This window comes from Streptomyces sp. NPDC030183, from assembly GCF_055573455.1.
In genome coordinates, this window is record NZ_JBVIBK010000015.1 from 15,328 (window position 1) to 38,692 (window position 23,365).

The 23,365-nt window shown below is 71.1% G+C and carries 19 protein-coding genes; 13 read left to right on the forward strand and 6 right to left on the reverse strand.

Annotated elements, in window-relative coordinates; genetic code table 11:
- Nucleotide 1: 1 nt before the first annotated feature.
- Nucleotides 2–2,299 carry a (Fe-S)-binding protein gene (locus tag ACZ4Z2_RS19195; protein ID WP_468077492.1) on the reverse strand — a complete coding sequence of 766 codons (2,298 nt, stop codon included), beginning with the start codon at nt 2,297–2,299 and terminating at the stop codon, nt 2–4.
- A gap of 168 nt (nt 2,300–2,467) precedes the next feature.
- Nucleotides 2,468–5,611 carry an NACHT domain-containing protein gene (locus tag ACZ4Z2_RS19200; protein ID WP_468077494.1) on the reverse strand — a complete coding sequence of 1,048 codons (3,144 nt, stop codon included), beginning with the start codon at nt 5,609–5,611 and terminating at the stop codon, nt 2,468–2,470.
- Between the two features lie 172 nt (nt 5,612–5,783).
- Between ACZ4Z2_RS19200 and ACZ4Z2_RS19205 the strand changes: the two genes are divergently transcribed.
- The 10 genes from ACZ4Z2_RS19205 to ACZ4Z2_RS19250 all read left to right on the forward strand — a co-directional run bounded on the left by ACZ4Z2_RS19205 (nt 5,784) and on the right by ACZ4Z2_RS19250 (nt 16,639).
- The gene (locus ACZ4Z2_RS19205) at nt 5,784–6,914 is read left to right on the forward strand and encodes an MraY family glycosyltransferase (RefSeq protein WP_468077496.1); all 1,131 of its coding nucleotides are present in this window, start codon (nt 5,784–5,786) and stop codon (nt 6,912–6,914) included.
- 59 nt (nt 6,915–6,973) lie between these two features.
- Nucleotides 6,974–7,504, forward strand: coding sequence for a hypothetical protein (locus ACZ4Z2_RS19210; RefSeq protein WP_468077498.1), 531 nt, complete (start codon nt 6,974–6,976; stop codon nt 7,502–7,504).
- A gap of 244 nt (nt 7,505–7,748) precedes the next feature.
- On the forward strand, nt 7,749–9,095 hold the full coding sequence (locus tag ACZ4Z2_RS19215; protein WP_468077500.1) for an alpha/beta hydrolase family protein: 1,347 nt from the start codon (nt 7,749–7,751) through the stop codon (nt 9,093–9,095).
- Between the two features lie 93 nt (nt 9,096–9,188).
- Nucleotides 9,189–11,036: a molecular chaperone DnaK gene (dnaK, locus tag ACZ4Z2_RS19220; RefSeq protein ID WP_468077501.1), complete on the forward strand. Its 1,848-nt coding sequence runs from the start codon at nt 9,189–9,191 to the stop codon at nt 11,034–11,036.
- The gene (gene grpE, locus ACZ4Z2_RS19225) at nt 11,033–11,713 is read left to right on the forward strand and encodes a nucleotide exchange factor GrpE (protein ID WP_468077503.1); all 681 of its coding nucleotides are present in this window, start codon (nt 11,033–11,035) and stop codon (nt 11,711–11,713) included. Before dnaK ends, grpE begins: the two co-directional genes overlap by 4 nt.
- A gap of 51 nt (nt 11,714–11,764) precedes the next feature.
- Nucleotides 11,765–12,943, forward strand: a complete 1,179-nt coding sequence (gene dnaJ / locus ACZ4Z2_RS19230) for a molecular chaperone DnaJ (RefSeq protein WP_468077505.1) — start codon at nt 11,765–11,767, stop codon at nt 12,941–12,943.
- Nucleotides 12,944–12,948: 5 nt separating this feature from the next.
- The gene (locus ACZ4Z2_RS19235; protein ID WP_468077785.1) at nt 12,949–13,401 is read left to right on the forward strand and encodes a heat shock protein transcriptional repressor HspR; all 453 of its coding nucleotides are present in this window, start codon (nt 12,949–12,951) and stop codon (nt 13,399–13,401) included.
- Nucleotides 13,402–13,696: 295 nt separating this feature from the next.
- Complete coding sequence (locus ACZ4Z2_RS19240; RefSeq protein WP_468077507.1) at nt 13,697–14,203, forward strand: hypothetical protein; 507 nt, start codon at nt 13,697–13,699, stop codon at nt 14,201–14,203.
- Between the two features lie 577 nt (nt 14,204–14,780).
- Nucleotides 14,781–15,932: a sugar ABC transporter substrate-binding protein gene (locus ACZ4Z2_RS19245; RefSeq protein ID WP_468077509.1), complete on the forward strand. Its 1,152-nt coding sequence runs from the start codon at nt 14,781–14,783 to the stop codon at nt 15,930–15,932.
- Nucleotides 15,933–16,090: 158 nt separating this feature from the next.
- Nucleotides 16,091–16,639, forward strand: coding sequence for a hypothetical protein (locus ACZ4Z2_RS19250; RefSeq protein WP_468077511.1), 549 nt, complete (start codon nt 16,091–16,093; stop codon nt 16,637–16,639).
- 73 nt (nt 16,640–16,712) lie between these two features.
- On the opposite strand, the gene ACZ4Z2_RS19255 is transcribed toward ACZ4Z2_RS19250, so the two are convergent.
- Genes ACZ4Z2_RS19255 through ACZ4Z2_RS19265 form a run of 3 tightly spaced genes read right to left on the reverse strand, consistent with a single transcriptional unit; the run spans nt 16,713 to nt 20,058 of the window.
- Nucleotides 16,713–17,579 (reverse strand): transglutaminase family protein, encoded by an 867-nt coding sequence (locus ACZ4Z2_RS19255; protein WP_468077787.1) that lies wholly within the window; start codon nt 17,577–17,579, stop codon nt 16,713–16,715.
- 5 nt (nt 17,580–17,584) lie between these two features.
- Entirely contained in the window at nt 17,585–18,520 is a 936-nt protein-coding gene (locus ACZ4Z2_RS19260; RefSeq protein WP_468077513.1) for an alpha-E domain-containing protein, read from the reverse strand.
- On the reverse strand, nt 18,517–20,058 hold the full coding sequence (locus ACZ4Z2_RS19265) for a circularly permuted type 2 ATP-grasp protein (RefSeq protein WP_468077515.1): 1,542 nt from the start codon (nt 20,056–20,058) through the stop codon (nt 18,517–18,519). Before ACZ4Z2_RS19265 ends, ACZ4Z2_RS19260 begins: the two co-directional genes overlap by 4 nt.
- Before the next feature lie 412 nt (nt 20,059–20,470).
- Between ACZ4Z2_RS19265 and ACZ4Z2_RS19270 the strand changes: the two genes are divergently transcribed.
- Nucleotides 20,471–21,622 (forward strand): helix-turn-helix transcriptional regulator, encoded by a 1,152-nt coding sequence (locus ACZ4Z2_RS19270; protein ID WP_468077517.1) that lies wholly within the window; start codon nt 20,471–20,473, stop codon nt 21,620–21,622.
- Here the strand turns inward: ACZ4Z2_RS19270 and ACZ4Z2_RS19275 are convergent.
- Nucleotides 21,576–22,592 carry a helix-turn-helix transcriptional regulator gene (locus ACZ4Z2_RS19275; RefSeq protein ID WP_468077519.1) on the reverse strand — a complete coding sequence of 339 codons (1,017 nt, stop codon included), beginning with the start codon at nt 22,590–22,592 and terminating at the stop codon, nt 21,576–21,578. The genes ACZ4Z2_RS19270 and ACZ4Z2_RS19275 overlap by 47 nt on opposite strands.
- A gap of 128 nt (nt 22,593–22,720) precedes the next feature.
- On the opposite strand from ACZ4Z2_RS19275, the gene ACZ4Z2_RS19280 reads away from it, so the two are divergent.
- Both ACZ4Z2_RS19280 and ACZ4Z2_RS19285 read left to right on the forward strand, forming a co-directional pair.
- Complete coding sequence (locus ACZ4Z2_RS19280; RefSeq protein ID WP_468077521.1) at nt 22,721–22,873, forward strand: hypothetical protein; 153 nt, start codon at nt 22,721–22,723, stop codon at nt 22,871–22,873.
- A gap of 21 nt (nt 22,874–22,894) precedes the next feature.
- A complete protein-coding gene (locus ACZ4Z2_RS19285) occupies nt 22,895–23,230 on the forward strand; it encodes a hypothetical protein (RefSeq protein ID WP_468077523.1) in 336 nt (111 codons plus the stop codon).
- The last annotated feature ends 135 nt before the right edge of the window (nt 23,231–23,365 follow it).

Below are 23,365 nucleotides of genomic sequence, written 5' to 3' on the forward strand. Positions count from 1 at the left end.
GTCACTTGACCGGCTGGGGCTCCGGCTCGTTCTCGGTCTCGGACGTGCCCGCGGGGGGCTCGTCCTCGTCCGCGGCCGGGGTCTTGACGGAGTCCAGCAGCAGCTGGGCCACGTCCACGACCTGGATGGACTCCTTGGCCTTGCCATCGTTCTTCTTGCCGTTGACCGAGTCGGTCAGCATGACGAGGCAGAAGGGGCAGGCGGTGGAGACGATGTCCGGGTTGAGGGAGAGGGCCTCGTCGACGCGCTCGTTGTTGATGCGCTTGCCGATCCGCTCCTCCATCCACATCCGCGCGCCACCGGCGCCACAGCAGAAGCCGCGCTCCTTGTGGCGGTGCATCTCCTCGTTGCGCAGGCCCGGCACCTTGCCGATGATCTCGCGCGGCGGCGTGTAGATCTTGTTGTGGCGGCCCAGGTAGCACGGGTCGTGGTACGTGATGATGCCCTCGACCGGCGTGACCGGGACGAGCTTGCCCTCGTCCACCAGGTGCTGGAGCAGCTGCGTGTGGTGGATGACCTCGTAGTCGCCGCCGAGCTGCGGGTACTCGTTGCCGAGGGTGTTGAGGCAGTGCGGGCAGGTGGCGACGATCTTCTTCGAGGACTTCGGCTTCGCCGACTCCGGCGTCACCTTGCCGTCCTCGTCCATCTCCTCGCCGAACGCCATGTTCAGCGCCATGACGTTCTCCATGCCGAGCTCCTGGAACAGGGGCTCGTTGCCCAGACGCCGGGCGGAGTCACCGGTGCACTTCTCGTCGCCGCCCATGATCGCGAACTTCACGCCCGCGATGTGCAGCAGCTCGGCGAACGCCTTGGTGGTCTTCTTGGCGCGGTCCTCCAGGGCGCCGGCGCAGCCGACCCAGTACAGGTACTCGACCTCGCTGAGGTCCTCGATGTCCTTGCCGACGACCGGGACCTCGAACTCGACCTCCTTGAGCCACTCCAGCCGCTGCTTCTTGGCCAGGCCCCAGGGGTTGCCCTTCTTCTCCAGGTTCTTGAGCATCGTCCCCGCCTCGGACGGGAAGGCGCTCTCGATCATCACCTGGTAGCGGCGCATGTCGACGATGTGGTCGATGTGCTCGATGTCGACGGGGCACTGCTCGACGCAGGCGCCGCAGGTGGTGCAGGACCACAGCACATCGGGGTCGATGACGCCGTTCTCCTCGACGGTGCCGATCAGCGGCCGCTCGGCCTCGGCTAGGGCCGCGGCGGGCACGTCCTTCAGCTGCTCCTCGGACGCCTTCTCCTCGCCCTCCATGGTCTTGCCGCCACCGGCGAGGAGGTAGGGGGCCTTGGCGTGCGCGTGGTCGCGCAGCGACATGATCAGCAGCTTCGGGGAGAGCGGCTTGCCGGTGTTCCAGGCGGGGCACTGCGACTGGCAGCGACCGCACTCCGTACACGTGGAGAAGTCCAGCAGGCCCTTCCAGGAGAACTGCTCGACCTGGGAGACACCGAAGACGTCGTCGTCACCGGGGTCGGTGAAGTCGATCGGCTTGCCGCCGCTCGTCATCGGCTGGAGCGCGCCGAGGGCGGTCTCACCGGTGGCGTTCCGCTTGAACCAGATGTTCGGGAAGCCGAGGAAGCGGTGCCAGGCGACACCCATGTTGGTGTTCAGCGAGACGACGATCATCCAGATGAACGAGGTGCTGATCTTCACCATCGCGGTGAAGTAGACCAGGTTCTGCAGGACCGGGAGGCTGAGCCCCTTGAAGGCGAGGACCAGCGGGTACGAGGCGAAGTAGGCGGCCTCGTAGTGGTCGACGTCGTGGATCGCGCCCTCGAGGCCGCGCAACACGTAGATGGCGAGACCGATGGTGAGGATGACGTACTCGACGAAGTACGCCTGACCGGCCTTGGAGCCCGCGAAGCGGGACTTGCGACCGGCGCGCGAGGGCAGGCTCAGCAGCCGGATCACGATCAGCGTGGCGATGCCGAGCACCGTCATCACGCCGATGAACTCGATGTACAGCTCGAACGGCAGGAAACCGCCGATGACCGGCAGCACCCAGTCGGCCTCGAAGAGCTGGCCGAACGCCTGGGCGAGGGTCGGCGGGAGGGTGAGGAAGCCGACGGCGACGAACCAGTGGGCGAAGCCCACGATGCCCCACCGGTTCATCCGGGTGTGCCCGAGGAACTCCCGTACCAGCGTCACACTGCGCTGGTAGGGGTTGTCCGTTCGGCTGCCGGCCGGGACCGGCTGGCCCAGTTTGAAGTACCGGATGAACTGACCGATGGCGCGTGCGAGCAGCGCGACGCCGACCACGGTCAGTACCAGCGACACGATGATCGCGGCGAGTTGCATTTCGGGGCTCCTCGGGCCTGCGAGGGTCATTACTAAGCGGTAACTTATGCAGTCCGTCTGAGACTACCCACTTCCTTTGCCGCACTGTAGCCAGCGACGCGGTGATCTGCGTCGCTGAGGGTTGCCTGAGTGGCCGACCGCACCGCTGGTGGGCGACTTCGGGGGTGGTCAGAGGAGCGGTTTGAGGACCAGCTCGCAAATGGGGTGGTTGCGGGCCTGCCAGCGGCGCTGGAGCACGATGCCCCGGGCGGCTGCCGCGTAACAGATACCGCCCACCGCCCCCAGCACGGCGATGGCGGCGAACGGGCCCCAGAACCGTGCGATCTCCGCGTAGGCGTAGGTGATGACGGCGGGAAACAGACCGATGGTGCCGAGCGCGTGGAACGCTTCCCGCGCACGCTCCTTGATCATCAAACCGAGGACGATGCCGCTGAGGAGACCCAGGACGACCAGTGCGGCGTTGTCGCGGTGGGCACCGTTCCGAAAAAGGATCAGCCAGCCGACGACCAGCTGCCCGAGGACCGCTATCGCGAGCCACTGCGGGCCCCACTGCCGGTCGCCCAGGGCCACCGGCAGGGCTCCCGCGCCGGCGACGCCCGACAGCAGGAGACAGAGCGACACGATGAACCGGTAGTGCGGGCTCGTGTCGTAGTCGTACCTCCGGGCCTTTGACTCCGGCGGCACCACGTCCCAGCTCTCGGGGCCGGCGAACTTCTCCTGTCTGAGCAGCGCTGCCGCCGCTCGCATCTGCAGCGGGTCGGGAAGGCGGGCCAGGAACATCAGCCGTCGGGAGGTCAGGCCGGCCGCGAAGAGCACCTCATCGACCTGTCGCAGCAGGACCGAGCTGAATCTGTTCACCTCCATCTCGAGATATATGCCGAGACGCTGCCTGCTGATCTCCCCGTCCATCACGGGCACGTGTGCCACATGGAGGCGATCGCTCCGCTGCCGCAGCCAGTCCCCCAGTTCCTCCCCGACGCGCACGGTCGAGCGCAGCTCTTCCACGTCGGACAGCGCGAGGTCCTGCTTGATGAGGAGCAGCGCGGCGACGATCCGCGGATCGGGCGCCGGCAGGGTCGCCCACGCCTCGTCGCCCTCCGCGCCGATGACCGCGGCGATGGTCGCGGCTATCGGAACGAGCGAGTCGTCCTCCCCGTGCCGAAAAGGGCGCCACACCCAGTGGAGCTCCGTGTGGGTGCGGTGGGTGCGCCTCCCCACGGGAGCGGTCCTCAGTTCGTCGGCGATCTCCGGGGCGCCGATCAGTTCGCCCAGGTGAAAGGCGCACTGGGCCCGCGTTGCCCCGTTCGGGAGCTGCCAGAGCAGGTGGTTCAGTGCGAGCGCCGCCTTCGGCGTGCGAATCGTCCACAGTGCGCGTACCGCCTCGACATGAGTGGCCGCCTGCTCCTGGAACGCGGACACGGCCAGGTCTCCCATGGTCACCAGGGCCGACCAGGCCGCGTCGTTCGGCTGAGCCATGGACGCCAGGACGGCGGCGGCCTTTGGCAGGTTGGTGCTCGCCAGGGCGTGCGCCGCCGCGCGGGCGCGGCCGGCGTCCGGATCCGAGCGGGCCGTCTCCACCAGGAAGTCGAAGACCGCCGTACCCCGTGTGCGCTGGTCGCTCGCCACCAGGCCGAACGCGGCGATCACCGCCTCGCCGGTGATCGAGACGGAACCGGAGACCTGCGAGGCGGACGCGGCGCCCAGCATCCCGCGGAAGTGGTGAAGGATCTTCTCCGCGAGCCCGCCCTCGATGGTGTGGGCGTCGGCGAGGCACTGGAAGGCGAGCAGGTCGTCCCGGCGGAACACCTCCCGCACCACGTCCGTGCAGTCGCGCGGCTCCACCCCGCACCACAAGCGGACCGTCTCCCGCCAGGCCGCCGGGTCGTCGCGGTAGCGGCGCAGCAGCCCCGCCGGGTCCGCCGCCAGCTTCACCGCGGCCAGATACTCCTGAAGGGTGAGGTGGGCGAACTGGTAGCGCTCCCCGTTGTCCACGGCCAGCAGGAGTCCGCTGCGGTGGACGATCTCGTCCAGCACGGCCTCGGCGGCCTCCGGCCTGCGCTGCTGTTGCTCCAGCACCCGCCGGACGGTCTCCAGCACCTTTCCGTGCGGCAGCGCCAGCCGGTCGTGCACACCCGAGGGGATGTCCTGAGCCGCCAGAGCCAGCTCCTGCAGGACCGCCTTCTTCAAGGGGAACGGGAACACCGACTGGCGGCGGCGGTCGATGAGCAGGCTGTCGATGACCTGTTTGTAGAACTCGGCGCGGGTGTGGGGCAGGACCTGGTCGGTGCCCGCGTACACGAAGTCGTAGAGGTACGCGATCATCGTCAGCAGCAGGGGGTTGCGGGCCAGGGCCATGATCTGCGGGGTGTCGCGCAGGGCGCCGAGGACCTGGTCGACCGTGCCGGACGTCTCCACGGCGGTGCCGGTGCGCCAGGGCCAGCCGTTCAGGAAGCGGCGGATGAGGTGCTCGTCGAAGTCACACACCCGCAGCGTCTGGCCGAAGGACTCCGTGAACCAGCCGTCGTACACCGCGATCCGGCACGTCACCACGATCCGGCAGGCCGCGTATCGTGCCGCGAACTGCTCGATCCGGTCCGCCACCAGCGGACGCAGGTCCGTCGAGACCTCGTCGAGGCCGTCGAGGTACAGGGCGAGGTCACCGCGTTCCAGGGCCCGCGCGACCCATTTGTCCGCCCCGGGGAAGTCGTGCCGCGCGAAGTGCTGCACGATGTGCTCCTCCAGGGTGAGTTCGGGAGCCTTGTTGAGGCGGTGCAGTTCCAGGAGGACCGGGATGTCGCCCAGCTCCCGCAGGTCCACCCGCCGCCGCCTTCCCTTCCGCCGCCGTGGGGCCGAGCCGTCACCGCTGTTCTCGCCGTCCGTTTCGGCGGGGGCGGCGGTGCCCACCCGCTCCCTCGCCCACATCAGCACCTGATGCCGCAGCAGCATCGTCTTGCCCGCGCCGGGCACCCCCAGGACCACGCTGTGCCGCTCCGCCCGCAGGTCCGCCGCCAGTTCGCCCGGCGCACCGTCGGCCCGGGCACCGCGCAGCGGCACGTACACCGATTCCATCGGCAGCTTGAGGTCCTCGTCGACCTGGAAGGAGACGGCGAAGCGGCGGTGGCGGTCGTGGAGGGCGCGGGTGTACTTCCCGAGGGCGGTACGGCGGAGCAGCGCGCTGCCGGCCAGACGGGTGTACACGAAGTCCAGGACGAGTCGTGCCTTGGCGGTGATCCAGCGCCTCGCGACGAACACGATCGCGGTGAGTACGGATCCCCCGGCCGCGAACAGCCCGTTCTGGAGCGTGTCCCCCACCGAGCCCTCCCCCTGAGCCCCTGACGTGTTCCGAGCCGCAACAGGCTCCCACGGGCTGTGTGCCCCGCGGGGTGCTTTCCGTACCTCGGGCGGACGAACGAAACGATCGTGCTGTTTCAAAATGATCGTGTTATTCGTATGAAATCGACACAATCACCCCTAACTTGGTTCCGTGCTGTACGGAATCCTCGCCGCCGCGTCCGCCCTCCTGGTCACCGCCGTGCTGACGGCGGCCGTACGCGTGCCCGCCCAGCGGTTCGGGATCGTGGAGCGGCGGCGGATGCGGCCCGTGCCGTTGCTGGGGGGTGTCGCGCTCGTCTGCGGGGTCGGCGGTGTGGCCTGGCTGGGCGAGCGCAGCGGGGTCGCGCCGCTGGGCGACGAGGCCATGCGGCTGCTCCTCGCGGGGGCGGCCGTGGGCGGGCTCGGGCTCATCGGCGATCTGTGGGGGCTGCCCTGGGTGCCGCGGGTCGTGGGGGTCGCCTGCGCCGCCGCGTTCGTGGTGCCGTACGAGGAGACCGGTGTCCTCGCGGGCGTGGGCGGGGTCGTGTGGATCGTGTTCGTCGTGCACGGGTTCAAGGGGCTCGGGCGTCCCGACGGGGTGCTCGGCGTGGTCGGGGTGGTCACCGCGTTCGGGCTGAGCGTCTGCGCCGCCGCCGAGGTGCTCGACGGGCTGGCCGCGCTGTGCAGTGTGCTCGCCGCGGGGCTCACCGGGTTCCTGATGCAGAATTGGCCGCCCGCGCGCGTGGCGCTCGGGGAGTGCGGGGCGCTGTTCGTCGGGTTCCTGCTCGCGGGCGGTGTCGTACAGGTGTACGCGTACGCCGCGGGGCACGGCGTCGGGATCGGCGCGCCCTTCGCGCTCACCGCGCCGGCCGCCGCCGACGCGGTCCTCGTCCTGCTCTCCCGGCGGCTCGCCGGCCGCGAACCCTGGCGGAGCGGCCCCGACCATCTGCCCCACCGGCTGCGCCGGCTGGGGCTCACACCGGTGGGCGTCGCCGTCGCGGTGGGGGTGTGCGCGGTCGCGTCGGTCGTCGTCGGGGTCGCCGTCCACATGCTGTGGATGAAGGCCGGCGGGGTGTGGTGGGTGGTGGGCGCCGCGGCCGTCGTCGTGGCCGGGATGTCGCGGGTGCGGGTGTACGGGCTCGGGGCGGCCGGGGGCGCCGGGGGCGCGCGGGCGATGTCCCGGCCCCGACGCCCCGATCCGGGCCCGGCGACCGGCCGGTTCCCCGCGGCCGCCCCCGGGGCGGGGCCGTCGCCCGGGTCGCCGCACCGGCGGGGCGGGGTGGCCGTCAGGCGCCGTTCGTAGGCCGCCGGCGCGGGGAGGCCCCTGGTTCGCCCCCTGCCGTGCCGCACATGATGGCTCCCATGACTGGACATGATCACGACCTCCCGGCCGTGCCTTCGGCGGTGGACCCGGACGCGCTGCTCGCACTGGCCGAGGAGCACCACGTGCGGCCCGTACGCCCGTTGGGCACCCGGGAGCTCTCCGGACACCTCGTCAAGGTCTACGGCCTCACCGCGCCGGGCCGCACCGTGACGGAGGCGGGGACGGCCGCCGCCCTCCGTGTCGCCGAGGCGCACCTCGCCCTCGGCCGTGCTCGCGGATCCCTCGGCCTCGCCGTCCTGGTCCTGCACGCGGGCGGGGACGGCGACTACGTCCTGGTGCACACCTGGATCGAGGGGTTCATGGCCGACCTGGCGATCTTCACCGGTCCCGCCGGGCGCCCGGAGGAACTGCGGCCCGGCCGCGCCGGTCTCGCCCCCTGCGTCTGGGAGGCGGCCGTCCTCGCCCATGAGCGCGACGCCTACGCCCGTCACGTCCTGGCCTCCGCCGCCCCGATCGCCGAGCGGCTGGCGGCCTGGCGGTCCGACACGGTGGAGGGCGACCTCCGGTGACCGTCGGCCCGCTTCCACGACCGCCTCGGCGAGGTGCGGCCTGGTGTCCGCGAAGTCACGCCGCGGGGCCCGCCCTCCGGGCGCATGACGGGACTTCGCGGACACGACCTATATAGGGAGGATCCGTCTTTTCGCGTGGATCTGGAGGCGGGAACGGTCCGGATACGTCTTAGGGGGCGTGACGAGCGATCGTATGAGCCTCCTTCGTGATCTCCGCCGTGCCGCTCCCGCGAGGACCAGCCCCATGGTCAGGGCCAGCCCCATGGTCAGGGCCAGCCCCATGGTCAGGGCCAGCCCCATGGTCAGGGCCAGCCCCATGGCCAGGGCCGGGGGCTTCGCCCGGGGTGTCGCCCTTGCCGCGGCCATGGCCTGCACCGTCCTCGCGGTGACCGGCTCCGCCGCCTCGGCCTCGCCTGCTGCCACGCCTTCCGTCGCGCCTGCGGCCTCGGGCGCCGGCACCGCCCCCGTCCTCGAACTGCCGCGTCCCACCGGGCCGTTCGCCGTGGGGCGGACCGATCTGCCGTTGCGGGACGCGTCCCGGGCCGACCCCTGGGTCGCCGGGGAGCGGCGGGAGTTGATGGTGTCGCTGTGGTACCCGGCGGTGCCCGCCCGGGGCGCCCGGCCGGCGCCGTACATGACGGAGCGGGAGTCGGCGGCGCTGCTGGAGTTGCTGGGCGCCGACGACGTACCGGAGGACACGCTGGCGAAGGTGCGGACGCACGCCGTGGCCGACGCCCGCCCGCTGGCGCGGCGTTCGCCGCTGGTCCTGCTCTCGCCGGGGTTCAAGCTGCCGCGTGCCACCCTGTCGTCGCTCGCGGAGGACCTGGCGAGCCGCGGTTACGTCGTCGCGGGCGTCGGGCACAACCACGAGGCCGTCGGGACCACCTTCCCCGACGGGCGGACGACGCCGTGCTCCGCCTGCGTCCCGCCCTACGACCAGGCGAAGCTCACCAGGATCGGCGAGGGCCGCGCCGCGGACATGCGGTTCGTGCTCGACCGGCTCACCGGACCCCGTCCGGTCTGGGGCGGCGGCAGGGCCGTCGACGGGCGGCGCGTCGCGATGGTGGGGCACTCCGCGGGCGGGTACAGCACCGTCCCGGCCATGCGGGGCGACCGCAGGATCGACGCGGGGCTCACCCTGGACGGTCTGGCCGAGGTCTCCACGCCGGGGGTCGACCGGCCGTTCCTGATGATGGGCACGCCCGAGAACGCGCCGGGTGGCGCGGGGGAGCCGTACTGGGGTCGTACCTGGTCCGCGCTGTCCGGGTGGAAGCGCTGGCTGACGGTCGACGGCGGTCAGCACGAGTCCTTCACCGACCTGCTGGCGCTCGTCGAGCAGGCCGACCCGGGGGCGGCGGACGGGACGGCGGAGACGGCGGCGGGCGGGACGGCCGCGGAGGACGTGCTGTCCGGAGCGCGAGGGGTGGAGATCACCCGCGCCTACGTCGCCGCGTTCCTCGACCGGCACCTGCGTCACCGCCACCGCCCCCTCCTCGACGGCCCGTCGGTTCACCATCCCGAGGTACGTTTCTGGGCCCCTAGCCGGGCTGAACCCCAGCTCAGCGGCCACCTGCACATAAGTACGAGATAAAAGTTGAGTCGGGCGGACTCAGGTCTGTTGACCCGGCGGGACGGGTCGTGCACACTTGAGTCCGTTCCACTCAAGTCAGCTGGAGGAATCGAAATGGCACGTGCGGTCGGCATCGACCTGGGCACGACTAACTCCGTCGTCAGCGTTCTGGAGGGCGGCGAGCCCACCGTCATCACCAACGCCGAGGGCGCCAGGACCACGCCGTCCGTCGTCGCCTTCGCCAAGAACGGTGAGGTGCTCGTCGGCGAGGTCGCCAAGCGCCAGGCGGTCACGAACGTGGACCGGACGATCAGGTCCGTGAAGCGCCACATGGGTACGGACTGGAAGATCGAGCTGGACGGCAAGCCGTTCAACCCGCAGCAGATCTCCGCCTTCATCCTCCAGAAGCTGAAGCGGGACGCCGAGGCGTACCTGGGCGAGAAGGTCACGGACGCGGTCATCACCGTTCCCGCGTACTTCAACGACTCCGAGCGGCAGGCGACGAAGGAGGCCGGTGAGATCGCCGGTCTCAACGTCCTGCGCATCGTCAACGAGCCGACGGCCGCCGCCCTGGCCTACGGTCTCGACAAGGACGACCAGACCATCCTCGTCTTCGACCTCGGTGGCGGCACCTTCGACGTGTCGCTCCTGGAGATCGGTGACGGCGTCGTCGAGGTGAAGGCCACCAACGGTGACAACCACCTCGGTGGTGACGACTGGGACCAGCGCGTCGTCGACTACCTGGTGCAGCAGTTCAAGGCCGGCCACGGCGTGGACCTCGCCAAGGACAAGATGGCGCTCCAGCGTCTGCGCGAGGCCGCCGAGAAGGCGAAGATCGAGCTGTCCTCCTCCACGGAGACCTCGATCAACCTGCCGTACATCACCGCCTCCGCCGAGGGCCCCCTGCACCTCGACGAGAAGCTCACCCGCGCCCAGTTCCAGCAGCTGACCGCGGACCTGCTGGAGCGCTGCAAGACGCCGTTCCACAACGTCATCAAGGACGCCGGGATCAACCTCTCCGAGATCGACCACGTCGTTCTCGTCGGTGGCTCCACCCGTATGCCCGCCGTCGCCGAGCTCGTCAAGGAGCTGACCGGCGGCAAGGAGGCCAACAAGGGTGTGAACCCGGACGAGGTCGTCGCCATCGGCGCCTCGCTCCAGGCCGGTGTCCTCAAGGGTGAGGTCAAGGACGTCCTGCTCCTCGACGTGACCCCGCTGTCCCTCGGTATCGAGACCAAGGGCGGCATCATGACCAAGCTCATCGAGCGCAACACCACGATCCCGACCAAGCGGTCCGAGATCTTCACCACGGCCGAGGACAACCAGCCGTCCGTGCAGATCCAGGTCTACCAGGGCGAGCGCGAGATCGCGGCGTACAACAAGAAGCTCGGGATGTTCGAGCTGACCGGTCTGCCGCCGGCGCCCCGCGGCGTCCCGCAGATCGAGGTGTCCTTCGACATCGACGCCAACGGCATCATGCACGTGACCGCCAAGGACCTGGGCACGGGCAAGGAGCAGAAGATGACCGTCACCGGCGGCTCCTCGCTGCCGAAGGACGAGGTCGACCGGATGCGCCAGGAGGCCGAGCAGTACGCGGAGGAGGACCAGAAGCGCCGCGAGGCCGCCGAGACCCGCAACCAGGGCGAGCAGCTCGTCTACCAGACGGAGAAGTTCCTCAAGGACAACGAGGACAAGGTCCCCGGCGAGATCAAGACCGAGGTCGAGGCCGCCGTCGCCGAGCTGAAGGAAGTCCTCAAGGGCGAGGACACCGCCGAGATCCGCACGGCCACCGAGAAGGTCGCCGCCGTGTCGCAGAAGCTCGGCCAGGCCCTGTACGCCGACGCCCAGGCCGCGCAGGCCGCGGGCGGTCCCGAGGGTGCCGCCGCCGGCGGCGCCAAGGCCGACGACGACGTCGTCGACGCCGAGATCGTCGACGAGGACCGGAAGGACGGTGCCGCGTGACGGAGGAGACCCCGGGCTTCGACGAGCAGCAGCCGAAAGGTCAGCCGCAGCAGCCCGACGTCCCCTCCTCCGGCTCCGAGGACGCCGAGCCGAAGGCCGCCCCCCAGGAGGGGGCGGCCCCGGCCGGGGACGCGGCGGCGGCTGCCCAGGTGGCCGGCCTGACGGCCCAGCTGGACCAGGTGCGTACGGCGCTCGGTGAGCGCACGGCGGACCTCCAGCGGCTCCAGGCCGAGTACCAGAACTACCGTCGGCGGGTCGAGCGGGACCGGATCACGGTCAAGGAGATCGCCGTGGCGAACCTCCTGACCGAGCTCCTGCCCGTGCTCGACGACATCGGCCGCGCGCGCGAGCACGGCGAACTCGTCGGCGGGTTCAAGTCCGTCGCCGAGTCGCTGGAGACCGTCGCGGCGAAGATGGGTCTGCAGCAGTTCGGCAAGGAGGGCGAGCCCTTCGACCCGACGATCCACGAGGCCCTGATGCACAGCTACGCGCCGGACGTCACCGAGACGACGTGCGTGGCGATTCTGCAGCCGGGGTATCGCATCGGCGAGCGGACCATCCGCCCCGCGCGGGTGGCCGTGGCCGAACCCCAGCCGGGGGCGCAGACAGTCAAGGCGGACTCCGAGTCCGCGGAGACGGCCGACGACAAGGAGAACGGTGGCCCGGACGAGGGCTGACGTCTACGACGCGAACGACGCGAAGAACAAGGGGAAGGAGGGACGTCGGGGATGAGTACCAAGGACTTCATCGAGAAGGACTACTACAAGGTCCTCGGCGTCCCCAAGGACGCCACCGAGGCCGAGATCAAGAAGGCGTACCGGAAGCTCGCCCGCGAGTTCCACCCGGACGCCAACAAGGGCAACGCCAGGGCCGAGGAGCGGTTCAAGGAGATCTCCGAGGCGAACGACGTCCTCGGCGACCCCAAGAAGCGCAAGGAGTACGACGAGGCCCGCGCGCTCTTCGGCAACGGCGGCTTCCGTCCGGGCCCCGGCGCCGGCGGCGGCACGTTCAACTTCGACCTGGGCGACCTCTTCGGAGGCGGCGCCCAGGGCGGACAGGGAGCGGGCGGCTTCGGCGGCGGACTCGGTGATGTCTTCGGGGGCCTGTTCAACCGGGGCGGCTCCGGCACCACGCGGGTGCAGCCCCGGCGCGGCCAGGACATCGAGTCCGAGGTCACGCTGAGCTTCACCGAGGCCATCGAGGGCGCCACCGTCCCGCTGCGGATGTCCTCGCAGTCCCCGTGCAAGGCCTGTTCGGGCACCGGCGACGCCAACGGCACCCCCCGGGTGTGCCCGACGTGCGTCGGCACCGGCCAGGTCGCGCGGGGCTCCGGCGGCGGCTTCTCCCTGACGGATCCCTGCCCCGACTGCCGGGGCCGCGGCCTGATCGCCGAGAACCCCTGCGACATCTGCAAGGGCTCCGGCCGGGCCAAGTCCTCCCGCACCATGCAGGTCCGCATCCCCGCCGGCGTCGCCGACGGGCAGCGGATCCGGCTGCGCGGCAAGGGCGCGCCCGGTGAGCGCGGCGGCCCCGCGGGCGACCTGTACGTGGTCGTGCACGTCGACGCGCACCCCGTGTTCGGCCGCAAGGACGACAACCTCACGGTGACGGTCCCGGTGACGTATCCGGAGGCGGCGCTCGGCGGTGAGGTCAGGGTCCCGACCCTGGGCGGCCCGCCGGTCACCCTGAAGCTGCCCCCGGGCACCCCGAACGGCCGTACGATGCGGGCCCGCGGCAAGGGAGCGGTCCGCAAGGACGGCACCCGCGGGGACCTCCTGATCACGGTCGAGGTGAGTGTCCCGAAGGACCTGTCGGGGAAGGCTCGTGACGCCTTGGAGGCGTATCGCGAAGCGACCGCGGGCGAGGACCCGCGGGCGGAGCTGTTCCAGGCCGCGAAGGGAGCATGACGGAGATGGACGGTCGCCGACGAAACCCCTATGAGCTGACGGAAGAGACACCGGTGTACGTCATCTCGGTGGCCGCCCAGCTCTCCGGTCTGCACCCGCAGACCCTGCGCCAGTACGACCGCCTCGGTCTGGTCTCGCCCGACCGCACCGCCGGGCGCGGCCGGCGCTACTCGGCCCGTGACATCGAACTGCTGCGCACCGTCCAGCAGTTGTCGCAGGACGAGGGCATCAACCTGGCCGGCATCAAGCGCATCATCGAGCTGGAGAACCAGGTCGCCGCCCTCCAGGCGAGGGTCGTCGAGCTGGAGACCGCGCTCGACGGCGCCGCCGCGGCGATGCAGCAGCGCGAGGCGGCGGTGCACGCGTCGTACCGGCGCGACCTGGTGCCGTACCAGCAGGCGCAGCAGACGAGCGCGCTGGTGGTGTGGCGTCCGAAGCGGCAGCAGACCACGGACTGAGGGCCGTCGGTGAGCCGCTGCCTGGCAGCGAGGTGTGGCCGCAACCCAGCAGGACCTGCCATACGTCAAGCGCCTGCTGTGTGCATCGCTCGGCGGGGTCGTCACCGGGTTGCTGTGCCTTGGTCTCCCAGAACCAGCCACCGATGGGAACCGTCGTAATCACAGCTCACCTCGCGAATCGACCCTGGCCCCTGATGGGATGACGATGGTTCTCCCCCGACTGAACCATCCGGCCCTGGGTGGTGTCTCACCAGGCGATACATGTAGGGCGCTTGTGTTTTTGGGGAGGCAACTCATGGCCATGGTCGGGCTGTTCTGGATCGCCGAGGACGGCGGGGTGTACGTCGGGGCGGAGCCCGAAGGGGCCGGGCGTGGGCTGCGGCTGACCCGGGACGGCGTCGTGGGGCTCGGTGTGGACCAGGGCGGCGAGTGGCGGTGGGCGGACCTGCGGTCGGTCGCCACGCGGTACGTGCGGATCCGGTCCGCCGGGCGGCTGATGGTCACCGCGGCCGTGGACGTCGCACTCAGCGCCGTGGCCGGCGGCGGTGGCAGCCCGGCCGCCTTCGAGGTGCACCTGGAGACCGCCGACGGGACCACCGTCGAACTGGAGGCGTACACGGCGGCGGCCGTCGGCGGTTACGTCGAGTCCGAGTACGACCTCTCCGTCGCCCTCCTGAACCGCCTCGTGGACGGCACGGCCGACATCGGCGCTCTGGAGGACTGGGGGCGCGCGCACGCCGCCGAGGGAACACCCCGGCGCGAGGAGCGCGAGGCGCTGCTGCGGAAGTGGGCCGAGGGCTGAGAGGACGGGCCCCCGGGGGCGGGCCCCGGTCACTCACCGTGACCGGCCAGCCGGGTCGGGGCCGGTGCGGCCGCGGCCCGGCGGTCTTCGTGGCCCGGCCCGGCGGCACGGCCGTACGGAGTGACGTCCGCCACCCGCGGGCGCCCGGCACGGGGGCCGCGGGACGGTGCGCCGGGCGCCCGTACGCGATGATCGTCCCGTTCTTCTCTCACATGTCCTTGTCCGTCTGTCGGGCCGTGCCCGAGCCTCGTCCGTGAGCCCGGTCACCCTCTCTGACCTGCGCGGTTCGCGGCCCCCGGCGTCAGCCGACCGCCCTCCCGGGGCCCGGCGGCTCGTCAACGCGCACGGCGGGGGCGGTCGTTCGCGCGGGGTCCTTTCCGGCACCGTCGCCCGCCTCCCCGCGTGGGAAGGGCGCGCGTGGGCACCGGCAGCCCGTTGCTTTACCCTCTTCACACCGAGACCACACAACGCTGTTGTCATCTCGTTAAGTGATTACTCCTTGACGCTGCGGTGATCAGCGCGTTGGCTTTCAGCCACCTGGGTCTCAGTGCCGACCCACGCCCGGAAGGCCCTTGATGTGAACGCCCGTAAGACCAGCACGACCGGCAGCAGCCGTATGCGTCGTACCGCCCTGCGCCGTACCGCGACCGCCCTCGGGGCGTCCGCGGCGGCCGTCTCCCTCGCAGCCTGCGGCGTCGTGGACGTCGGCAGCAGCGCGGAGGCGAGTCCCACGAAGGGCGACGACATCACGGTGGGCGTTCTCTTCCCGGACAAGGAGACCAAGCGCTACGAGCAGTTCGACCTGCCGATCATGAAGAAGAAGATCGCCGAACTGACCGACAACAAGGCGACGGTGCAGTACGCCAACGCCGACAAGGACCCGGAGACCCAGACCCAGCAGCTCGAACAGATGGTGACCGACAAGGTCGACATCATCGTGGTCGACGCCGTGGACTCCAAGAGCATCGCGGGCGCCGTCGAGACCGCCGACCAGGCCGGCATCCCGGTCATCGCCTACGACCGGCTCGCCCAGGGCCCGATCGACGGCTACGTCTCCTTCGACAACGAGCTGGTCGGCCAGGTGCAGGGCCGTTCCCTGGTGGAGAAGCTGGGCGACAGCGCCGCCAACAAGATCGTCATGATGAACGGGTCGACCACCGACCCCAACGCCGCCATGTTCAAGGAGGGCGCCCTCTCCGAACTCGGCGACAAGGTGACGATCTCCGAGACGTACGACACCAAGGACTGGGACCCGGTCGTCGCGAAGGCGAACATGGAGGAGGCCGTCGCCAAGCTCGGCGCCGGCAACATCGACGCCGTCTACGCCGCCAACGACGGCATCGCGGGTGCCGTCATCGACGTCCTGAAGACCTCCGGCGTCTCCAAGGTGCCGCCGGTCACCGGGCAGGACGCCGACCTGGACGCGGTGCAGCGGATCGTCGCGGGCGACCAGTACATGACCGTGTACAAGTCGTTCCCGCTGGAGGCGAACGCCGCCGCCGAGATGGCCGTCGCCAAGGTCCAGGGCCGCTCCATCGAGTTCGACGCCCTCGCCAGGGACAGCGTCGACTCCCCGACCACCAAGAAGATCCCCGCCCAGCTGGTCCCGCCGGTCGCACTGACCAAGAAGAACATCGCGGACACGGTCATCGCCGACGGCATCTACACCGTCAAGCAGATCTGCACGGCCGAGTACAAGGCCGACTGCGACGCGCTCAAGCTGAACTAGCACCGAGCGGTCACGACAACGACGTCAGCGGCGGCGGGCGGCCGGATACGACCCCCGTCGCCGTCCTGCGTAGATCCTGTGCAGTCCCCGCGCCAAGATCACGCCATGGTCTAGGGTTTCGGCCTGTCATGTCGTGATCACGGGGGACGACTGTCGGGATGCTTCAGCACAACGGGGGCTCGGCGAAGCGCTGCGCGCGCACCGCCGCCGGGGGAACAACACACAGAGCGGGGCCCGAGGCCCCTGCCGGGCGGGCGCTCTTCTCCACCGCGTCCCTCGCCCCACCCTTCACGCCGGCGCTCTCCCTCGCCCTCCTGACCGCCTGCACGGCGGCCGACGGCGGTGAACCGGACGGCGGCGGCAAGAACCCCGCGCCCGGCGACCGCCCCACGGCGACCGCCACGACCCCCGCGTACGACGGCCCCCGCCTCCCCGGCTTCGCCGCGAAGCCCGCGTGGAGCCTGGCCGCCGGCCGCACCGCGCCCGGCGTGCTGGACCTGGCCGCGTCCGACGAGTCCGACGACAACGGCCTCATGGTCGGCATGAACTTCGTCCTCGACGTGGACCGCGACGAGCACGCCCAGACCTTCCTCGACGCCGGTCTGCTCTACATCGACTGCGAGCCGGGCCTGAAGATCCCCGACACGTACAGCCGCGTCGAGGCGGAGGCGGGCTGCGTGCTGACGAACTACTCGCGCGACGAGTGACAGCCCGCGCACCGCACCCGCGCACCGCACCCGCGCACCCCACCCGCCTACGCCACCCGCTCATGCCTCCCGCTCACGCCACCCGCGTGAACTCGATCGTCACCTCCGGCGGGCCCCCGGGCACCCCCCGGTAGATCCCCTTGTGCGGGGTGACGTCGTCGTAGTCCCGGCCGCGCCCGACGACGACGTGGGACTCGTCGGCGCGGACCCGGTTGGTGGGGTCGTGGCCGGTCCAGTCGCCCGCCCAGTACTCGATCCAGGCGTGGCTCTGCCCGGCGACGGGCCGGTGCGGCTCCGCCTCGCGCTCCGGGTGGAGGTAGCCGGAGACATAGCGGGCGGGCAGCCCGAGGCCGCGCAGCATGCCGAGGGTGAGATGGGCGATGTCCTGGCAGACGCCCGCCCGCTGGTCCCACGCCTCGGCCGCGCTGGTGTGCACGCCGGTGGCGCCCGGCACGTACGCCACATGGTCGGCGACCATCGACGACACGGCGACCGCCGTCTCGTGCACGTCCAGCCCGGCGGCGGTCTCCCGCGCCCGCTCGACCAGCTCCGCCGGGAGCGTCGTCCGGCGGGTCGCGGTCAGGTACTCCAGCAGCCGGGAGCCGGCGGTCACCCGGCGGACCTCCGCCCAGGCGGGTGCCTTCGCCAGCGGCTCCGGCGGCGCCGTCTCCACCAGGCTGGACGCGGTGATCGTGAGGTGGCCGTGCGGGTCCATCAGGTCGAAGCCGGTGACCTGGGTGCCCCAGTAGTCCCAGTACGACCAGGTCGGCGTCGACGGGTTGACCAGCACCCGCGCGTCCAGGGTGGTCTGGCCCGGCAGGGTCAGCGGGGTCATCCGGACCTCGTTGTGCGAGGAGGACGCGGGCTGGGCGTACGAGACACGGGTGGTGTGCCGGATGCGCAGGCGCCGGGTGGCGTTCATGGCGGTGGGTGGTGTCATCGTGCTCACGCGCCTTCCTGGGCCCACTCGACGGGGCCCTGGTACGGGAAGAACTTCTCGGCCACCGCCTCCGCCGAGGCCATGCACGCCCGTTGCAGGTCCCGCAGCAGCGCGGGCAGTCCGGCCTCCAGGGACGCGGAGTCCAGGTACTCGAGCCTGGTGCGCAGCGCGCCGATCGGCCGGCGGGCCGGGTCCTGGCGGGGGCGGCCGAGCGCGGCGAGGCACTCCTCGGCCGTGGTCAGCGCGTGCAGCGCCGACCGCGGGAAGTCCCGGTCGAGGAGCAGGAACTCGGCGACCTTGGGGCTGTCGCCGAAGCCGCCGTACAGGCGCGCGTACGCCTCGTCGGCGCCGCTCGCGCTCAGCAGGGTCGGCCAGTCGGGCGCGTGCGCGGCGTCCAGCACGCGTACCGACAGCAGCCGCACGGTCATGTCGACCCGTTCCAGGCTGCGGCCGAGGACCACGAACCGCCAGCTGTCGTCGCGGCTCATCGTGGAGTCCGCGAGCCCGAAGAACAGGGCCGCGCGCCGCCGCACCAGCTCCAGATAGGCGTACGGGCCGCCGGTGCGGCGGGCGGCCGTGCGCTGGTCGGCGAGGGCGTGCCAGGTGGAGTTCAGGCACTCCCACATCTCGGAGGAGACGGCCTCGCGGGCACTGCGGGCGTTCAGCCGGGCGGCGCCGAGCGCCCCCTCGATGCTGCCGGTGGAGTGCGCGTCGAAGGCCAGCCGGTCCAGGACCTGCCGCATGTCACAGTGCTGGTCGGGCGCGTCCACGCCGAGGATCGCGTAGAGGGAGCGGCAGGCGGCGTCCTCGTCGCGCCAGGGGTCCTCCAGGAGGCGGTGGAGGTAGGCGTCGAGGATGCGGCCGGTGGCGTCGGCGCGCTCCACGTAGCGGCCCGTCCAGGTCAGGGCCTCGGCTATCCGGGAGAGGATCACGTCGTTCACTGCTGCTGTGCCCCTTCCTGCACGACCGTGCGGGTGCCGTCGGGTCCGAGCTGGCGCGGTGCCTTCTCCAGCGGGCCGCCCTCCTCCTCGGTGCGCCGCTCGGCGGGTCCCTCGGCGAGCACCCAGGTGTCCTTGGAGCCGCCGCCCTGGCTGGAGTTGACGATGAGGTTGCCCTCCTGGAGGGCGACCCGGGTCAGCCCGCCGGGCAGCACCCAGACCTCGCTGCCGTCGTTCACGGCGAAGGGGCGCAGGTCGATGTGGCGGGGCGCCACGCGTTCCCCGGCGAGGGTGGGGGAGGTGGACAGGGCGACCGGCCGCTGCGCGATCCAGCCGCGCGGATCGGCGAGGACGGCAGCGCGGGTGCGCTCCAGCGTCTCCCGGTCCGCCTTGGGGCCGATGACGATGCCCTGCCCGCCGGCCCCGTCGACGGGCTTGACGACGAGCTGGTCGATCTGGTCGAGCACCGCCTCCAACTGCCCCGGCTCGTCCGGCCGGTACGACTCCACGTTGGGCAGGACCGGTTCCTCGCCGAGGTAGTACCGGATCAGGTCCGGTACGTAGGTGTACAGCAGCTTGTCGTCGGCGATGCCGTTGCCGACGGCGTTGGCGAGGGTGACGTTGCCCGCCATCGCGGCGCCCATGACGCCGGGGCAGCCGATCACCGAGTCGGGCCGGAAGTGGAGCGGGTCGAGGAAGTCGTCGTCGAGCCGCCGGTATACGACGTGGACGGGCATCTCCCCGCGCGTGGTCCGCATCCACACCCGGTTGCCCCGGCACACCAGGTCGTGCCCCTCGACCAGTTGGACGCCCATCAGCCGGGCCAGCAGGGCGTGTTCGAAGTAGGCGGCGTTGCTGGGGCCGGGGGTGAGGACCACGACGCGCGGGTCCCCGACGCCGCCGGGCGCGGCGGCCCTGAGCGCGGCGAGCAGCTTCTGCGCGTAACCGTCGACGGGCAGCACGTGCTGTTCGGCGAAGAGGGACGGGAACACCCGGGTCATGGCCCGCCGGTTCTCGATGACGTACGACACCCCGGACGGCACCCGGACGTTGTCCTCCAGCACCCGGAAGGCGCCCGCCTCGTCGCGCACGAGGTCGATGCCGGCGACATGGATGCGCACCCCGCCGGGCGGCTCCACGCCGTGCGCGGACCGGTGGAAGTGGGGGGAGTTGAGGAGCAGCCGCCAGGGCACGACCCCGTCCTCGAAGGCCCGGCACGGCCCGTAGGCGTCGGCCAGGTACGCCTCCAACGCCCTCACGCGCTGGGCGACTCCGCGCCGGATGAGGTCCCACTCCAGGGCGTCGAGGATCCTCGGGACCAGATCGAGGGGCCAGGGTCTCTCCTCGCCCGCGAAGGCGTAGGTGACGCCCCGGTCCGTGAACGCCCGGGCCATCTGGTCCGCCCTGAACCTCAGTTCGGCCGGTTCGATGGGCTGCAGCGCGGCCAGTACCGGCTCGTAGGCGGCCCTGACCTCACCCGGCCGCTCGAACATCTCGTCCCACGCGTCCGCCAACGCGTACGCGTCAAATATGTCCGCCATGGCCCGACGGTAAGCGCGGTCCGTAACAAGCTGATCACGGTCTGGTTTCCGCCATCTTGCGGGGACGATCGTGACCAGCGGAAACGGAGGGTTTGAAGTACGGCCGCGCGGGGGAGGCGCTCCCGGCGGACCGGGCCAACGCCGGGCCAGGACCGGCCAGCGCCGGACCAGGACCGGACCAGGGCCGGGCCGTGACGCCCGGCCCGGTCGCGCACCGGCCTTCACAGTCCCTCCATGTGACGCACAGGCACCGCTTCTTCAGCTTGTTGCAGAGCGCAATACCTGAGGGGTGGACAAGAGGGTATAGAGGCGGACTTCATGGGGCAGGAGGACGGCGCAGTCGTGTTGCGGAGCCGGTGCGGGCCGCGCATAGTTGCGCTGCGAACAGGCTGGAACCGGGGGTGAGTTGGTCATGGCCGGGCACGCGACGGACGGGCACCCCCACGGTGCCGACCGGCTCTGCGAGGCCGGGGACCGGGTGTACGCCAGGGCCGTACGGCGAGGCCGCCTCCCGCGCGAGGACGCCGAGGCCGTGCCCTGTCTGGTCGAACTGGCCCTGCTGCACCCCGACCCCGACGACATGGGCTGGCTGGTGCCCACCTCCCCCCAGGAGGTCATGACCCGGCTGCTGCGCGGCGTCCACGCGGAGGTCAGCGCCAGTCAGGCCCGGGTGGGCGCGGCCGTCGAGGCCGTCGAGTGGTACGCGGGCCTCGGCGCGGTACGGCCGGGCCAGCCGGCGGAGGGCACGGCGATCCGGGTGCTCGACGGGCTGTCCCGGATCCGGGCGGCGATCGACGAGGCCACCGACCGCTGCACCACCGAGGTGATGACCGTGCAGCCGGGCGGCATCCGGCGCGAGGACGAGCTGCGCGAGGGTCTGCACCGGGCGCTCGCGATGTGCCGGCGGGGCGTGCGGATGCGGGACCTGTACACGCATGTGGCCCGGCACGGGCAGGGCCTGCACAACTACATGGAGATGATGGGCGAGTCGGCGGAGGCCCGCACCCTCGACGAGGTCGTGGAACGCCTCATGGTGTTCGACCGCACGGTGGCCTTCATCCCCGCCAACGCCGACCGCACCATGGCCCTGGAGATCCGCCACCCCGCGCTGGTGGAGTACCTGGTCACCGTGTTCGAACGGCTCTGGCGCCTCGGCATCCCGCTGACCGCCCCGCTGCCGTCCTCCGGCATCGCGGGCATCACCCACCGGGAGCGGTCCATCGCCGCGCTCCTCGCCGAGGGCCACCAGGACGCGGTCGTCGCCGAACGCCTCGGCATAAGCGTCCGCACCTGCCGCGCCCACATCGCCCGCCTCTCCGAGACGCTGGGCGCCGCCAGCCGCACCCAACTCGGCGTGCGCATCGCCCAGGTGGGCCTGGACGGGCCGCAGCGGCCGGCGGCGGAGGCCGCGGGCGCCCTGCTCTCCCTGCCCGCACGGTCGGCCTCGTCCGTCTCGCCCGCCTCGATCTCGCCGACCTCGTCCGTCTCGCCGACCTCGTCGGCCCCGTCCGTCCCGGCTAGGGAAGCGGCTGTTCCTGCTCCAGAATCCCCGACTGCGCGATGAGATACCCGAGCTGCGCCCGGCTGCCGCTGCCGAGCGCCGTGGCCAGCTTGGCGATGTGCGCCCGGCACGTCCGCACGTTCATTCCGAGCCGCCGCGCGATGGCCTCGTCGACATGGCCCTCGATGAGCAGCTTGGCGATGGAGTGCTGGATGTGGGAGATGCCGTCGGAGGTGGCCTCGTAGGGGGCGTCGGTGCTCAGCGGGACCGCGCGGGCCCACATGAACTCGAACACCTTGATGAGGTAGCGGACCAGTCCGGGGTGGCGCAGCTCCAGGGCGACCTGCTGGTCGTCACGGGTGGGGATGAACGCGACCGTCTCGTCGCAGATGATCAGGCGCTCGACCAGCTCGTCGATGGTGCGGATCTCCACCTTGCCGGCCACCTGGTCGACGTAGGCCAGCTTCTCCGGGCTGTAGCGGGCGGTGTGCTGATACAGCGTCCGGATGCTCACACCACGTTCGATCAGCGGCCGGTCCCGCTCCAGGCCCTGCACGATCCTGCTCTCCAGCCGGCGGCCGCTCGGCTGGACCGTGAGCATCTGGCTCCGGCACTGCGCCGTGGCCAGGTTGAGCGCGGCGTTGATGCGGTCGCTGCCCTCCAGGACCGTGATGGAGTGGATGCTGCCGGTCTCCTGGACGCTGAGCGCCATGAACGGCTCGAAGGTGTCGGCGAGTTCGATCGACAGCCGCCTGCGCTCGGTGATCTCGCGTTCTATGGGGTTCAGTCGCTGGGCCAGTGCGATCGACGGGGGAACCGGGCGCAGCCAGTCCGCGTCATCCGGGTCGGGGTGGACGAGGGCGAACTCCATGAGGCAGGGCGCCGACTCGGCGTCGGTACGGGCGACGCGCCCGGTGCGCAGGGCGTGCGCGTAGAGGCGGCTGCCTTCCTCGCACATCTCGGTCACGCCATGGGGATGTGTCGCTTTAGTTCGATTTGATGGCAAATCTCCACCCCCCAGGGTCCTGAACATGCAGGAACATGATGCATTGATTATGTGGCCATGACGTGCCCGAATGAGCCATCGTCGTATGCGACGGGGGAAGAGGGGACCTTCAAGTGAGGACGAAGCCGACTATGCGTAAGAGGATGCTTTGCTCGGTGCTTGTCGCCGCCTTCTCCGTCGTCCTGACCTTCGGAGCGCTGAACGGCTTCTCCGGCGCGGACAGCGGCAACGAGGCGGACAGCTACTGGCCGTCGAAGGGGTCCGGCGATCTTGTCGTCGCGGCTCCCGCCGACAGCTACTGGCCGTGAGCGGAAGCGTCTGGACCTGACATGACGACTCCACCCGACGACCGTTCCTTCCGCCGAGAAATGGCTACCGCCTACCGATCCGGTTGGCACTTCATCGACCTGGCCACCGCCATCCCCCACAGCGGTGACTCGTTGATGGTGACCGTGTTCGGTGAGCCGGTGGTGGTGACCCGGGACGAGGACGAGGACATCAGGGCGTACCGATGTCTGCGGCGACCGCGCGGCGCGCCGCAGCCCGTGCGGTGTGCCGTCCGGTACGGAATGATCTTCGTCAATCTCGACCAGCGCGACCACCAGCTCACCGAACCGGACACCCGGGCCTCCTCGGCCGTATCAGCCACCCCCCGCAGTGCCTGAAGCGATTCCCCCGTCGTTTCAAATCGCTCAGGCGCTTCCCCCCAGCAGCGGGGGGGGGGGGGGGGGGAGAAGGGGGGGGGGGGGGGAGGGGGAGGGGGGGGGGGGGGGGGGGGGGGTGGAGGTGGGGGGGGGGGT